Raw genomic sequence first — 14,865 nt, forward strand, 5'->3', positions numbered from 1 at the left:
TTTTTGTTATTGCAGCTGTTAATGTAGTTTTACCGTGGTCAACGTGTCCGATAGTTCCTATATTAACATGTGGTTTATTTCTTTCGAATTTAGCCTTTGCCATTTTGAAATCCTCCTAAGTAATTATTTTGTTTATATATTTTTTATAAGACGAGGACGAATCCTCGTCTTTTATTTATTTTTTATTTAAATAGATATTATCTACCTTCAGCTATTTTTTTAGCTACACCAGCTGGAACTTGTTCGTAGTGGTCGAATATCATAGTGTAAGTAGCTCTACCTTGAGTAGTAGATCTTAATTCAGTTGAGTAACCGAACATTTCTGAAAGTGGAACGAATGCATTTATAACTTGTGCACCTGCTCTAGCTTCCATACCTTGGATTAAACCTCTCTTAGAGTTTATTCCACCCATAACATCTCCCATGTATTCTTCTGGAGTAACAACTTCAACTTTGAAGTATGGTTCAAGTAATACTGAATCACCTTTCTTTAAAGCTTCCTTCATAGCCATTGAACCAGCCATTTTGAATGCCATTTCTGATGAATCGACTTCATGGTAAGAACCATCGTATAATTCAACAGCAACGTCAACTACAGGATAACCTGCAACAACACCGGCTTGCATAGCACCTTGGATACCCATATCAGTTGGTCCAACATATTCTTTAGGAACAGATCCACCAACAGTTTTGTTTTCGAATACGTATCCAGCACCTGGCTCTTGTGGAGTAACTCTAAGTTTAACGTGTCCGTATTGTCCTCTACCACCTGATTGTTTAGAGTATTTGTACTCAACATCAACTGGTTTAGTTATTGTTTCTCTGTAAGCAACTTGTGGAGCACCAACATTTGCTTCAACTTTGAACTCTCTTAATAATCTATCAACGATGATTTCTAAGTGTAACTCACCCATACCACCGATTATAGTTTGTCCAGTTTCTTCGTCAGTTCTAACTCTGAAAGTTGGATCCTCTTCAGCTAATTTTTGAAGAGCAGTACCCATTTTTTCTTGAGCAGCTTTAGATTTTGGCTCTATAGCTACGTCTATAACTGGTTCAGGGAATTCCATAGATTCAAGTATGATAGCATTGTTTGGATCACATAAAGTATCTCCAGTTGTAGTATCTTTTAAACCTACTGCAGCAGCTATATCTCCTGCATAAACTTCAGTTATTTCTTGTCTTGTATTAGCATGCATTTGTAGGATACGTCCTATTCTTTCTCTCTTGTTCTTAGTAGCATTTAATACGTAAGAACCAGATTCTAAAGTACCAGAGTAAACTCTGAAGAATGCTAATTTACCAACGAATGGGTCAGTCATTATTTTGAATGCTAATGCTGAGAATGGTTCTTCATCAGAAGCATGTCTTTCAGCTTCAGTTCCATCTGGTAATACACCTTTTATAGCAGGTATATCAGTTGGAGCTGGTAAGTAGTCTATAACAGCATCTATAACTGGTTGAACACCTTTGTTTCTGTAAGCAGTACCACAGAATACTGGGTTCATTTCACATGCTATAGTAGCTTTTCTTATAGCAGCTTTTATTTCTTCTTCAGTGAATTCTTCACCTTCAAGATATTTCATCATTAATTCTTCATCAGTTTCAGCAACTGCTTCAACTAATTTTTCTCTCCACTCAGCAGCTATTTCTTTCATATCTGCAGGGATTTCAGTTTCGTCCATAACAGTACCAAGATCATCTTCGTATATTATAGCGTCCATTTTAACTAAGTCTATTATACCTTGGAATGTATCTTCTTTACCTATTGGTAATTGTACAGGTACAGCATTAGAACCTAGTCTGTCTTTCATCATTTCTACAACGTTGTAGAAGTTAGCACCAAGTATATCCATTTTGTTAACGAATGCTATTCTTGGAACTTTGTAAGTTTCAGCTTGTCTCCATACGTTTTCAGATTGAGGTTCAACCCCACCTTTAGCACAGAAAACAGCAACTGAACCGTCAAGAACTCTAAGAGATCTTTCAACCTCAACTGTGAAGTCTACGTGTCCTGGAGTATCTATTATGTTTATTCTATGATCTTTCCAAGTAGTAGTTGTAGCAGCAGAAGTTATTGTTATACCTCTTTCTTTTTCTTGCTCCATCCAGTCCATTTGAGAAGCTCCTTCGTGAGTTTCTCCTATTTTATGTGTACGCCCAGTGTAGAACAGGATTCTTTCAGTAGTTGTAGTTTTCCCTGCATCTATATGAGCCATGATTCCTATATTTCTAGTTCTTTCCAAAGGAAAATTTCTAGCCATGGTTATCCTCCTTAGATATCTCTAATATTTCGTAAATCCTAGTTGAATTCTTATATTAGAATCAAATTAGAATCTGTAGTGAGCAAATGCTTTATTTGCTTCAGCCATTTTATGAGTATCTTCTCTTTTCTTAACTGATGCTCCTGTATTGTTTGCAGCATCCATTATTTCTCTCGCAAGTTTTTCTACCATACCTTTTTCCCCACGAGCTCTTGTGTATGTTACTAACCATCTAAGACCTAAAGTTTGTCTTCTGTCTGGTCTAACTTCTATTGGAACTTGGTAGTTAGCTCCACCAACTCTTCTAGCTTTTACTTCTAAAACTGGCATTATGTTATCCATAGCTTTGTTGAATACTTCTAAAGCTTCTTCTCCAGTTTTTTCAGCTATTATATCAAAAGCATCATAAACTATTTTTTGTGCTTTTCCTTTTTTTCCGTCTATCATTAAGTTATTTATTAATTTTGTAACTACCTTACTTCCGTATACTGGATCTGGTAATACGTCTCTTTTTGGAACATTACCTTTTCTTGGCATTTTGCTTCCCTCCTTAATTATTTTTATCTTAAATCATAGGTACTCGACATATTATCACAATGCCGTATGCCATAAATATATATATATTTAAAGCACCGCACTATAATATTTCAATTTAGTAAACTCTATTATCTATTTTTTAGCAGCTTTAGGTTTTTTAGCACCATATTTAGATCTTGCTTGCATTCTCTTATCAACACCTGCAGTATCTAATGTACCTCTTAATATATGGTATCTAACCCCTGGAAGGTCTTTAACTCTTCCTCCTCTTATAAGAACAACACTATGCTCTTGTAAGTTGTGTCCTTCTCCTGGTATATAAGCAGAAACTTCTATTCCGTTTGTTAACTTAACTCTGGCAACTTTTCTTAAAGCTGAGTTAGGTTTTTTAGGAGTAACTGTTTTTACTGAAGTACAAACTCCTCTTTTTTGTGGTGAACTTGCATCAGTTGTTTTTTTGTTTAAAGAGTTGTAACTCTTTTGTAATGCTGGAGCAGTAGATTTTTTTAATAAGTCTTTTCTACTCTTACGAACTAATTGGTTAATTGTTGGCATCATCGGCACCTCCCTCTTCTAAAATTTCGATCTTTTAATGATCGCCAACTAAATCGGATATTCCTACCGATTTCCGTAGTTAAATGTTCGTTACATACACAAACATTTAATAGTTTGGTACTTAATAGTTCTTTAATTATATTAAAGCTCACTTAAAAGTTTACCCTAAACAGTAATTTAGAGTAAACTTTTAAATTCGCACTTTTACATTTTAACATCACATACAGTACATGTCAAGAATGTTTATATAACAATTCTTATAAAGATTCTTCTTCTATTTTTTCAACTGCTATGTTTCTGTATTTTTTCATTCCTGTTCCTGCTGGTATTAATTTACCTAATATAACATTTTCTTTAAGTCCTATTAGGTGGTCTTCTTTACCTTTTATAGCAGCTTCTGTTAAAACTCTTGTAGTTTCTTGGAATGATGCTGCTGATAGGAATGAATCTGTAGCAAGAGATGCTTTAGTTATACCAAGTAAAACTCTCTTAGCAACAGCTGGTCTTAATCCTTGAGATTCAGCTTCTTCGTTACATTCTTGGAATGTTAATACATCTTCATAACCACCTGGTAATAAATCTGTATCTCCTGGATCTTCAACTTTAACTTTAGATAGCATTTGTCTAACAATTACTTCTATATGTTTATCGTTGATATCAACCCCTTGAAGTCTATACACTCTTTGAACTTCTTTAACGATGTATTCTTGAACTCCGCCGATACCTTTAACTCTAACTATATCGTGTGGATTTATAGAACCTTGAGTAAGTGGATCACCAGCTTCAACAAGTTGACCTTGTTTTACTCTGACTCTTGATCCATATGGTATTTGGTAAACTTCTCTTTCACCTTCTTTAGGTACTACTATAACTTCTTTTCTCTTACCAGTTTCGTCTATTTCAACTCTACCAGTTATTTCAGATATTATAGCTAAACCTTTTGGTTTTCTAGCTTCGAAAAGTTCTTCAACCCTTGGAAGACCTTGAGTTATATCTCCTCCGGCAACCCCACCTGTATGGAATGTACGCATTGTAAGCTGAGTACCAGGTTCACCGATTGATTGAGCTGCGATTATACCAACAGCTTCACCGATATTAACTTCTTTACCAGTAGCTAAGTTTCTACCGTAACACTTAGAACAAACACCATGATGAGTTTTACAGTTAAGAACAGTTCTTATGTTAACTTTTTCGATACCTGCATTTATTATAGCTTCAGCATCGTCTTCTTGTATCATTGTGTCTGCTTCTACTAATACTTCTCCAGTTTCTGGGTGAAGTATAGCATCTCTAGTGTATCTTCCTACTATTCTATCATATAAATCTTCTATTGCTTCATTTCCATCTTTTATAGCAAAGATTTCTGTTGTTTCTTTAGTACCACAGTCATAATCTCTAACTATAACATCTTGACTGACGTCAACAAGTCTTCTTGTTAAGTAACCTGAATCGGCTGTACGTAGCGCTGTATCGGCTAACCCTTTTCTGGCACCGTGTGAAGATGTGAAGTATTCCATTACTGATAACCCTTCACGGAAGTTAGATTTAACTGGGATTTCAACTGTTTTACCAGATGCATTGGCCATCAGACCACGCATACCAGCTAACTGTCTTATCTGGTTCTTAGAACCTCTGGCTCCTGAATGTGCCATGATGTAAATGTTGTTCATTCTTTCAAGACCATTCATTAGCTCGTCTGTAACTTTTTCAGTTGTTTTAGTCCAAGTATCTATAACTTTTTCGTATCTTTCTTCGTCAGAGATTAAACCTCTTCTGAATACTTTTTCGTATTTTTCAACTTGTACTTCAGCATCTTTGATTAATGCTTGTTTTGTTGCAGGTATTTTCATATCAGCAACTGCAACTGTTATACCACCTATAGTTGAATATTTAAATCCTAGTGATTTAATATGGTCTAAAACTTCAGCAGTTATAGTGTTTCCATGTCTTCTGAAACATTTATCTATTATCTTACCTAAAGCTTTTTTATCAACTAAGTAATCTATTTCTAATCCGAATGGATCTTCTTCTCTGTTTACGAATCCTAAGTCTTGAGGTATATTTTCATTGAATATGAATCTACCTACAGTACTTTCTGTTATTCCAACTCTACCATCTTCTAAAACAATTCTCATTTTTACTGTTGAGTGTAATTCAACGGCTTTAGTTTGGTAAGCCATCATTAATTCGTTGAAGTCTTTGAATACTGTTCCAGTTCCTTTTTCTCCTCCTTGAGATTCTATTGTTAAGTAGTAACATCCTAGAACCATATCTTGAGATGGAGTAGTTATTGGAGAACCATCTTTTGGAGCAAGTATATTATTTACAGAAAGCATTAAGAATCTTGCTTCTGCTTGTGCTTCTACTGATAAAGGTACGTGTACCGCCATTTGGTCACCGTCGAAGTCGGCATTGTATGCTGTACAAGCTAGTGGATGTAATCTTATAGCTTTACCTTCAACTAAAACTGGTTCAAATGCTTGTATACCTAATCTATGAAGAGTAGGGGCACGGTTAAGTAAAACTGGATGGCTCTTAATTACTTCTTCAAGAACATCCCATACTTCTGGTTTTACTTTTTCTACTAATGATTTAGCACTTTTTATATTATGTGCATAACCTTCTTTAACTAATTTATCCATTACGAATGGTTTGAATAATTCAAGAGCCATTTTTCTTGGAATACCACATTGGTAGAATTTAAGATCTGGTCCAACAACTATAACTGAACGTCCTGAGTAGTCAACACGTTTACCAAGTAAGTTTTGACGGAAACGACCTTGTTTACCTTTAAGCATGTCTGATAAAGATTTTAATGGTCTATTTCCTGGTCCAGTAACTGGTCTACCTCTTCTACCATTGTCTATTAGAGCATCTACTGCTTCTTGAAGCATTCTTTTTTCATTTCTAACGATGATGTCAGGAGCTCCAAGCTCTAATAATCTTTTTAATCTGTTATTTCTGTTTATAACTCTTCTATATAAGTCATTTAAGTCAGAAGTAGCGAATCTACCACCATCTAATTGAACCATTGGTCTTAAATCTGGTGGGATTACTGGAATAGCTTCAAGAATCATCCATTCAGGTTTATTTCCTGATTTTTTGAATGCTTCTACTACTTCTAATCTTCTTATTGTTCTAACTCTTTTTTGACCTGTACTGTCTTTTAAATCATCTCTTAATAATTTACTTTCTTGTTCAAGGTCAATTTTCATTAATAATTTTTTAACTGCTTCAGCACCCATACCAACTTCAAAAGTATTTCCGTATTTTTCGTAATTACTTCTAAATTCTTTTTCAGTTAATAATTGTTTTTCGTTTAGTCCAGTTTCGCCTGGATCTATAACTACATATGAAGCAAAGTATAGTATTTTTTCAAGAGATCTTGGAGACATGTCTAATAATAGACCCATTCTACTTGGGATCCCTTTGAAGTACCAGATATGAGACATAGGAGCTGCAAGCTCTATATGTCCCATTCTTTCTCTTCTTACTTTAGATTTTGTAACTTCTACGCCACATCTATCACAAACTACACCTTTGTATCTAACTCTTCTATATTTTCCACAATGACATTCCCAGTCTTTTTGTGGTCCAAATATTCTTTCACAGAATAGACCGTCTTTTTCTGGTTTTAAAGTACGGTAATTAATTGTTTCTGGTTTTTTAACTTCTCCTCTAGACCATTCTCTTATACGTTCTGGAGAGGCTAAACCTATTTTTATCGACTCGAAATTGTTTAATTCAAACAAGGAGTTCTCTCCCTTCTATTTGATATTTATTTTATTATAAAACTATATTTCAAAATCACTGTTGTCTTCATCGCCAAAGCCACTGAAATCAAAATTTAAATTATCGTCTACTTCTTCAACATCATAATCCATATCTTCTACTAAATCTTCGTCAGCATCATCAAGATCTTCTATAACGTGAGATTCCTCAACTTCTCTTTCATCGCTAACTAGACTTAATTCGAAGTTTCCATCAACTTCATCATCTAAATCAGTTGATTCTCTAACTTCTAGTTCTTCGTCTTCTTCACTAAGAACTTTAACATCAAGACATAAACTTTGAAGTTCTTTTATAAGAACTTTGAATGATTCAGGTATTCCTGGTTCAGGAATGTTTTCACCTTTAACTATTGCTTCATAAGTTCTTACACGACCTACTACGTCGTCTGATTTAACAGTAAGTATTTCTTGAAGTATGTGTGCAGCTCCGTATGCTTCTAGAGCCCAAACCTCCATCTCACCGAATCTTTGTCCACCGAATTGTGCCTTACCACCAAGTGGTTGTTGAGTTACTAGTGAGTATGGTCCTGTACTTCTTGCATGTAATTTTTCATCAACTAAGTGATGTAGTTTTAAGTAGTACATGTATCCTACTGTTATTCTGTTATCAAATGTGTCACCTGTTCTACCATCATATAATGTTAATTTACCGTCTCTTGGGTAACCTGCTTCTTCTAAAGCATCCATTATATCAGTTTCTTTTGCACCATCAAATACTGATGTAGCAACATGCCATCCTAATTTCTTAGCAGCAAGTCCTAAGTGCATTTCAAGTACCTGACCGATATTCATACGAGATGGTATACCTTGTGGATTCAGAACTATATCCATAGGTGTTCCGTCTTCCATAAATGGCATGTCTTCTTCTGGTAATACTCTTGAGATAACCCCTTTGTTACCATGACGTCCGGCCATTTTATCTCCGACTTTTATTTTTCTCTTCTTAGCTATATAACATCTAACTAATTCGTTTACACCTGGTGATAAATCATCACCATTTTCTCTTGTAAAGACTTTAACGTCAACTATTATACCTGATTCACCATGAGGTACTTTTAGAGATGTATCTCTAACTTCTCTAGCTTTTTCACCGAAGATTGCACGAAGTAATCTTTCTTCAGCAGTAAGTTCAGTTTCTCCTTTTGGAGTTACTTTACCAACTAATATATCTCCTGAATCTACTTCAGCACCTATTCTGATTATACCTCTGTCGTCTAAGTTTTTGATTGCACTTTCACCAACGTTTGGTATATCTTTAGTTATTTCTTCTGGTCCTAGTTTTGTATCTCTAGCTTCACATTCATATTCTTCTATATGAATAGTTGATAATCTATCTTCTTTTACAAGTCTTTCATTAATTAAAACGGCATCCTCGTAGTTATAACCTTCCCAAGTCATAAACGCGATTAAGCAGTTTCTACCTAATGCTATTTCACCTAAATCTGTAGCTGGACCATCGGCTATAACATCACCTACTTTAACTTCTTCACCTTTGTTTATGATAGGTGTTTGGTTTATACAAGTACCGTGGTTTGAACGCTTGAATTTAAGTAATTTATATCTATCTCTATTTCCGTCTTCTCTTTTGATTATTATTTCATCAGCTGTTACTCTTTCAGCTATACCACTGTTTTTAGCAACAACAACAGCACCAGAGTCTTTTGCAGCTCTGTACTCAACTCCTGTACCTATGATTGGTGCTTCTCTTCTCATTAGAGGCACTGCTTGACGTTGCATGTTGGCTCCCATTAGGGCTCTATTGGCATCGTCATTTTCAAGGAATGGTATCATAGCAGTTGCTATAGATACAACTTGTTTAGGAGATATATCCATGAAGTCAACTCTTTCAGTTGGAACAAGTTCAACTGTACCATTTACAGTTCTACATACAACCTTTGAGTTTATGAAGCTACCATCTTCATTTAATGGTTCATTTGCTTGCACTCTTATGAATAAATCTTCTTCATCTGCAGTAAGATAATGTATCTCATCTGTCATTTTTCCTGTTTCTTTATCATATTTTCTGTAAGGAGATTCGATGAATCCATACTCATTTATTTTAGCATAAGTACTCAGTGAGTTTATAAGACCGATATTTGGTCCCTCTGGAGTCTCTATCGGACACATTCTACCGTAGTGAGAATGATGAACGTCACGCACTTCGAATCCAGCTCTTTCTCTTGAAAGACCTCCTGGTCCTAATGCTGATAATCTTCTTTTATGTGTTAATTCAGATAATGGGTTAGTTTGGTCCATGAACTGAGATAACTGTGAACTACCAAAGAATTCTTTGATAGCTGCTGAAACTGGTCTTATGTTCACTAATGCTTGTGGAGTTATAGCTTCCATGTCTTGAACAGTCATTCTTTCTCTTATAACTCTTTCCATTCTTGAAAGACCAATTCTAACTTGGTTTTGTAATAATTCCCCAACTGATCTTATTCTTCTGTTACCTAAATGATCTATATCATCTATGTTTCCTATACCGAAGAATAGGTTGAATTCATAACTTATAGACGCAATTATGTCGTCTAATAATATATGTTTAGGAATTAATTCTTTTCTTCTTATTTTAATGCTTTCTTTTATTTCTTCTTCATCACTATATTCATCTAAAATTTCTTTTAATGTTGGATAGTGAACTTTTTCTTTTATATTTAAATCATCTATATCAAAATCTATATGTGCTTTTATATCAACAAAGTTATTTCCTATTACTTTGACTTTTTTATCTTCGTCAGTTTTTATAGTAACTGTGTTAATACCTGAATTTTGTATCTTCCAAGCATCATCATAACTTATTTTTTCATCAGCTTTTACGAAAACTTCTCCAGTTTCTGGGTTGATTATATCGTCATAAGCTACTCTATTCATTATTCTATAAGCTAAAGCAAGTTTTTTATTGAATTTATATCTACCTACTTTTGCTAAATCGTATCTTTTTGCATCAAAGAACAATGCATTGATTAATGAAGATGCACTTTCAACTGTTGGTGGTTCGCCTGGTCTTAATTTTTTATAAATTTCAACTAAACCTTCCTCAACATTTGTAGTGTTGTCTTTTTCTAATGTTGCCATTAGTCTTTCATCTTCACCTAAAAGTTCTATTATTTCAGCATTTGTTCCTATTCCTAAAGCTCTTAATAATACTGTAACTGGTTGTTTTCTTGTTCTATCCACTCTAACAGAAATAACGTCATTAGAATCAGTTTCATATTCTAACCAAGCACCTCTATTAGGTATAACAGTAGAAGATATTAGTTTTTTACCAGTTTTATCTCTTTCTAGAGCATAATATACACCAGGTGATCTAACTAATTGACTTACGATAACTCTTTCCGCTCCGTTTATTACGAAAGTCCCTCTCTCTGTCATTAGCGGGAAGTCTCCCATAAATACTTCTTGTTCTTTTATTTCTCCAGTTTCTTTATTAATAAGTCTTACTTTTACTTTTAGAGGCGCACAATATGTAGCATCTCTTTCTTTACATTCTTCAATGTCATATTTAGGCTTATCATCTAGAGAGTAATCTACGAACTCTAATATTAAATTACCTGTATAATCCTCAATTGGAGAAATATCATTAAAAACTTCTTTTAAACCTTCTTCTAAAAACCACTTATAAGAATCTACTTGTATTTCTATAAGATTTGGTAAATCAGCTATTTCCTTTATTTTAGAAAAGCTCATTCTCTTTCTCTTACCTATCGTGACAGGATATGGCATTCACTTTTCACCTCTCAATAATTAAAAATAAAACCATTGTCATACTAAACGCATCTAGTAATTTTAGCACATTTCTTATTTTTTTTCAATATTACATAGTATATAATTTAAAATTTATATATCTTCAAATTTATATACTATATATATTGAAATTAAAATAAACAAATATGCATAAAAACCTTACTCTATTTAGTATGCACATAATTTTATGTATTAATTCCATTTTTTCGTAATTTTTTTATAAAGTTGAGAATAGAGAATACAAAACGAGGTTGCCTTATATTCTCTATTCTCAACTTTATTTCTTAAATTTATTAATAAATTCAAAAAAGGTGTCCTACCGAGACACCTTTTTCTTAAAAAAATTATTTAAGTTCTACTGATGCACCAGCAGCTTCTAATTTTTCTTTTATTTGTTCAGCTTCTTCTTTAGAAGCTCCTTCTTTAAGAGTTTTAGGAGCGTTGTCTACTAAATCTTTAGCATCTTTTAATCCTAAACCAGTTACTTCTCTAACTGCTTTTATAACTCCAACTTTTGATGAACCAGCACCTGCTAATATTACATCGAATTCAGTTTTTTCTTCAGCAGCAGCAGCTCCACCAGCAGCACCAGCAACCATTACTGGAGCAGAAGCAGATACACCGAATTTTTCTTCAGCAGCTTTTACTAATTCATTTAATTCTGTAACTTTCATTTGTTCTATAGCTTCTAATATTTGTTCTATTGTCATTTTTAGCACCTCCGAATTTTTTCACTAATTTTTATTATTTATAATCTTATTTTCTAAATTTAACTGACAATTAAGCTTCTTGACCTTCTTGTTTTTTCACTAGAGCATCTAGTAAATATACGAAGTTTGACATTGGAGCTTTTAAGCTTCCAAGTAATTTTGCAAGAAGAACTTCTCTTGGTGGTATATTTGCGAACTCAACTATTTGAGCTTCGTTGTAGAATGTTCCTTCTACTACACCCATTTTTAATTGCATTTTTGGATGAGCATCCATAAATTCTTTTATAACTCTAGCTGGAGCTATTGGATCGTCATAACCGAATGCTATAGCATTAGTTCCAACTAATAACTCATCGTTGAATTCAGCTATTCCAACTTCTTTAGCAGCTCTTCTTACTAAAGTGTTTTTATAAACTTTGTATTCAACACCAGCTTCTCTCATTTTCTTTCTTAACTCTGTAACTTCTTCAACAGTTAAACCTTTGTAGTCAACAACTATTGTAGAAGATGATTTTTGTAGTTTTTCAACTATTTCAGCAACAACTTGTGATTTCATTTGTATAGCTTCTCTCATCAGTGTGCACCTCCTTCGCAAAAGTATATTCACCGTACAATTAAAAAAGCTTTTATTTCTAACACAATGGTAGACATAAAAGCTCTAGTTTCATTTATCTAAAACCTCGGCAGGAAATTAAGCTCTCGCACCTACTGTCTACGGCAAATCTATTCGTTTTTAACATCAACAAGAGATATTATAACATTTGTGTTTGACTATGTCAATAAATATTATTCAGATACTCTTGCAGGATTTATTTTTACTCCAGGTCCCATAGTTGAAGTAACTGTTACACTTCTTAAGTATTGACCTTTAGCAGCAGATGGTTTAGCTTTTATTATAGCGTTCATTAAAACGTTGAAGTTTTCAGCTAATTTTTCTCCACCGAAAGATACTTTACCTATAGCAACGTGGATTATGTTGTTTTTGTCTAATCTGTATTCAACTTTACCAGCTTTTATTTCTTCAACAGCTTTAGTAACGTCGAATGTAACTGTTCCTGATTTTGGGTTTGGCATTAAACCTTTTGGTCCTAATACTCTACCTAATCTACCTACTACACCCATCATGTCTGGAGTAGCAACTACTACATCAAAATCGAACCAGTTTTCTTTTTGTATTTTTTGTACTAAGTCTTCAGCACCTACGAAATCTGCTCCTGCAGCTTCTGCTTCTTTAGCTTTTTCACCTTTAGCGAAAACTAAAACTTTTTTAGTTTTACCAGTTCCGTGAGGTAATACTATTGCACCTCTAACTTGTTGATCAGCGTGTCTTGAGTCAACACCTAATTTAACGTGAGCTTCAACAGTTTCATCGAATTTAGCAGTAGCTATTTCACTTACTAAAGTTAAAGCTTCTTTAGAATCATATAATCTGTTTCTATCTATTTTTCCTAATGCTTCTACATATTTTTTGCTTTTTTTAGCCATTTTATAAATCCTCCTTGTGGTTATTGTCGGCATTCGCCTCCCACTTCTAACGAAGTGTCTAATTAAAATTAGTCTTCTACTACGATACCCATACTTCTAGCAGTACCAGCTACCATGCTCATTGCAGCTTCTACTGATGCAGCATTTAAGTCAGGCATTTTTAATTCAGCTATTTCTCTTATTTGAGCTGAAGTTAATGTTGCAACTTTGTTTTTATTTGGCTCACCTGAAGCTCTATCTAAACCAGCAGCTTTTTTAAGTAATACTGCAGCAGGTGGAGTTTTTGTTATGAATGAGAATGATCTATCTTGGTATACAGTTATAACAACTGGTATTATCATTCCTGCTTGATCTGCAGTTTTAGCATTGAATTCTTTAGTGAATCCCATTATGTTAACTCCGTGTTGCCCTAATGCTGGACCAACTGGTGGAGCTGGAGTAGCCTTTCCTGCAGGTATTTGTAATTTTATTTGACCTATAACTTTTTTAGCCATATTGATCGCACCTCCTCAAATTTCTTCCAACTATATTGTTTCTATGCTTTTTAAATCCAATTCTAATGATACTTCATTACCAGTAGATGAATTCATGCACACTTTTACTGTCTCGTTTTTAAGATCGATCTCTTTTACAATTCCGCTTTGTCCTTTGAATAAACCGTCACGAACGTTGATTACTTCACCAACTTCGATTTCAGTACGTTTTTCGCCTATTTTATCTAAGTCGATACCCATAGACTTAACTTCTTCTTCACTTAGTGGAACTGGTTTAGATCCTGGTCCTACGAATCCCGTAACACCTTTTGTATTTCTTACAATATACCATGATTCGTCAGTTATTATCATGTTGATAAGAACGTAACTTGGGTATATTTTTCTTTGTCTTACTTTTTCTTTTCCTGTTTTTGTAGTTTCAATTACATCTTCAGTAGGGACAATGACTTGTTTTATATAATCTTCCATTCCCCTGTTTTTAACTGTATTTTCTATGGTAGCTTTAACTTTATTTTCATGTCCTGAATAAGTATGAACTACATACCATTTTGCATCTTGTATTTCCGACATTTACATTCTCCTTTTTTCTATTTTATTATTAGCGCTAAGGCTCCTGATAGAAGCGTATCTAAGGCCCATACTAAAATAGTAAACGAAATAATTGTAGCTAAAACTATACCTGTGTTCTTTAGTAACTCTGTCTTAGTTGACCAAGTTACTCTTTTTAATTCTGCTATAGTTTCCTTAATATAAGTAACTAAACTGAATCTTTTCTTAGTAGATTCATTTTTTTTGACTTCCTGAGTTTTCATAATATTACTCACATCCTTAAAATATAACTATTTTGTTTCTTTATGAGTAGTATGTTTTTTACAGAATTTACAATATTTTTTTAATTCTATTCTGTCTGGGTTATTTTTTTTGTTTTTTGTAGTGTTGTAGTTTCTTTGTTTGCATTCAGAACATGCTAAAGTAACTCTTACTCTCATTTGCTACACCTCCAACTTTTAATACAATAATATATATATATTGTTATATAATATTTTGAAATTAATTATCAAAATACTATTACCTTCCTTTAACCATTACTTTGTATAAGTTATCACAAATTTAAAGTTGTGTCAATGTTTTTGTTTGTTTATTTACTAAAAAAAGAGGAGTCAAAAAACCCCTCTTTTCTCTATATATCTGAAAAATTAATTATCCTATTATAGATTATTCTATTATAGATGCTACAACACCAGATGCTACTGTTCTACCACCTTCTCTTATAGCGAATCTT

General features: G+C 33.6%; 13 protein-coding genes and 1 other annotated feature. All 13 genes read right to left on the reverse strand.

Features of this window, described 5'->3' with window-relative positions:
• Positions 1-103 (reverse strand): GTP-binding protein (locus I4U58_RS08070; protein ID WP_195930788.1); only part of this gene is annotated, 103 nt, incomplete at its 3' end.
• 94 nt (positions 104-197) lie between these two features.
• Positions 198-2,264, reverse strand: a complete 2,067-nt coding sequence (fusA, locus tag I4U58_RS08075) for an elongation factor G (RefSeq protein ID WP_195930789.1) — start codon at positions 2,262-2,264, stop codon at positions 198-200.
• 66 nt (positions 2,265-2,330) lie between these two features.
• Complete coding sequence (rpsG, locus tag I4U58_RS08080; RefSeq protein ID WP_007285282.1) at positions 2,331-2,801, reverse strand: 30S ribosomal protein S7; 471 nt, start codon at positions 2,799-2,801, stop codon at positions 2,331-2,333.
• A 132-nt stretch (positions 2,802-2,933) separates the two neighbouring features.
• Positions 2,934-3,356, reverse strand: coding sequence for a 30S ribosomal protein S12 (gene rpsL, locus I4U58_RS08085; protein ID WP_007285281.1), 423 nt, complete (start codon positions 3,354-3,356; stop codon positions 2,934-2,936).
• Positions 3,357-3,613: 257 nt separating this feature from the next.
• Positions 3,614-7,108 (reverse strand): DNA-directed RNA polymerase subunit beta', encoded by a 3,495-nt coding sequence (gene rpoC, locus I4U58_RS08090; RefSeq protein WP_195930790.1) that lies wholly within the window; start codon positions 7,106-7,108, stop codon positions 3,614-3,616.
• A gap of 42 nt (positions 7,109-7,150) precedes the next feature.
• Positions 7,151-10,873: a DNA-directed RNA polymerase subunit beta gene (gene rpoB, locus I4U58_RS08095; protein ID WP_195930791.1), complete on the reverse strand. Its 3,723-nt coding sequence runs from the start codon at positions 10,871-10,873 to the stop codon at positions 7,151-7,153.
• Between the two features lie 365 nt (positions 10,874-11,238).
• The gene (gene rplL / locus I4U58_RS08100) at positions 11,239-11,604 is read right to left on the reverse strand and encodes a 50S ribosomal protein L7/L12 (RefSeq protein WP_195930792.1); all 366 of its coding nucleotides are present in this window, start codon (positions 11,602-11,604) and stop codon (positions 11,239-11,241) included.
• Between the two features lie 70 nt (positions 11,605-11,674).
• Positions 11,675-12,178, reverse strand: a complete 504-nt coding sequence (gene rplJ, locus I4U58_RS08105; protein WP_195930793.1) for a 50S ribosomal protein L10 — start codon at positions 12,176-12,178, stop codon at positions 11,675-11,677.
• 33 nt (positions 12,179-12,211) lie between these two features.
• Positions 12,212-12,340 (reverse strand) — a sequence feature (ribosomal protein L10 leader region).
• A gap of 50 nt (positions 12,341-12,390) precedes the next feature.
• Positions 12,391-13,089, reverse strand: coding sequence for a 50S ribosomal protein L1 (gene rplA, locus I4U58_RS08110; RefSeq protein WP_195930794.1), 699 nt, complete (start codon positions 13,087-13,089; stop codon positions 12,391-12,393).
• A gap of 68 nt (positions 13,090-13,157) precedes the next feature.
• The gene (gene rplK / locus I4U58_RS08115) at positions 13,158-13,583 is read right to left on the reverse strand and encodes a 50S ribosomal protein L11 (protein WP_195930795.1); all 426 of its coding nucleotides are present in this window, start codon (positions 13,581-13,583) and stop codon (positions 13,158-13,160) included.
• 30 nt (positions 13,584-13,613) lie between these two features.
• Complete coding sequence (nusG, locus tag I4U58_RS08120; protein WP_195930796.1) at positions 13,614-14,153, reverse strand: transcription termination/antitermination protein NusG; 540 nt, start codon at positions 14,151-14,153, stop codon at positions 13,614-13,616.
• Between the two features lie 17 nt (positions 14,154-14,170).
• Entirely contained in the window at positions 14,171-14,395 is a 225-nt protein-coding gene (secE, locus tag I4U58_RS08125; RefSeq protein ID WP_195930797.1) for a preprotein translocase subunit SecE, read from the reverse strand.
• Positions 14,396-14,422: 27 nt separating this feature from the next.
• Positions 14,423-14,572 carry a 50S ribosomal protein L33 gene (gene rpmG, locus I4U58_RS08130; protein WP_195930798.1) on the reverse strand — a complete coding sequence of 50 codons (150 nt, stop codon included), beginning with the start codon at positions 14,570-14,572 and terminating at the stop codon, positions 14,423-14,425.
• Positions 14,573-14,865: the final 293 nt, after the last annotated feature.

It is taken from the genome of Clostridium sp. 1001270J_160509_D11 (assembly GCF_015667935.1).
GTDB lineage: Bacteria > Bacillota > Clostridia > Peptostreptococcales > Peptostreptococcaceae > Intestinibacter.

Excerpts from the sequence above, each read along its gene's own strand:
- rplK (WP_195930795.1), bottom strand. The coding sequence starts at position 13,583 with ATGGCTAAAAAAGTTATAGGTCAAATAAAATTACAAATACCTGCAGGA.
- rpsG (WP_007285282.1), bottom strand. The coding sequence starts at position 2,801 with ATGCCAAGAAAAGGTAATGTTCCAAAAAGAGACGTATTACCAGATCCA.
- fusA (WP_195930789.1), bottom strand. The coding sequence starts at position 2,264 with ATGGCTAGAAATTTTCCTTTGGAAAGAACTAGAAATATAGGAATCATG.
- rpoB (WP_195930791.1), bottom strand. The coding sequence starts at position 10,873 with ATGCCATATCCTGTCACGATAGGTAAGAGAAAGAGAATGAGCTTTTCT.
- secE (WP_195930797.1), bottom strand. The coding sequence starts at position 14,395 with ATGAAAACTCAGGAAGTCAAAAAAAATGAATCTACTAAGAAAAGATTC.
- rplJ (WP_195930793.1), bottom strand. The coding sequence starts at position 12,178 with ATGAGAGAAGCTATACAAATGAAATCACAAGTTGTTGCTGAAATAGTT.
- rpsL (WP_007285281.1), bottom strand. The coding sequence starts at position 3,356 with ATGCCAACAATTAACCAATTAGTTCGTAAGAGTAGAAAAGACTTATTA.
- rplL (WP_195930792.1), bottom strand. The coding sequence starts at position 11,604 with ATGACAATAGAACAAATATTAGAAGCTATAGAACAAATGAAAGTTACA.
- rplA (WP_195930794.1), bottom strand. The coding sequence starts at position 13,089 with ATGGCTAAAAAAAGCAAAAAATATGTAGAAGCATTAGGAAAAATAGAT.
- nusG (WP_195930796.1), bottom strand. The coding sequence starts at position 14,153 with ATGTCGGAAATACAAGATGCAAAATGGTATGTAGTTCATACTTATTCA.
- rpmG (WP_195930798.1), bottom strand. The coding sequence starts at position 14,572 with ATGAGAGTAAGAGTTACTTTAGCATGTTCTGAATGCAAACAAAGAAAC.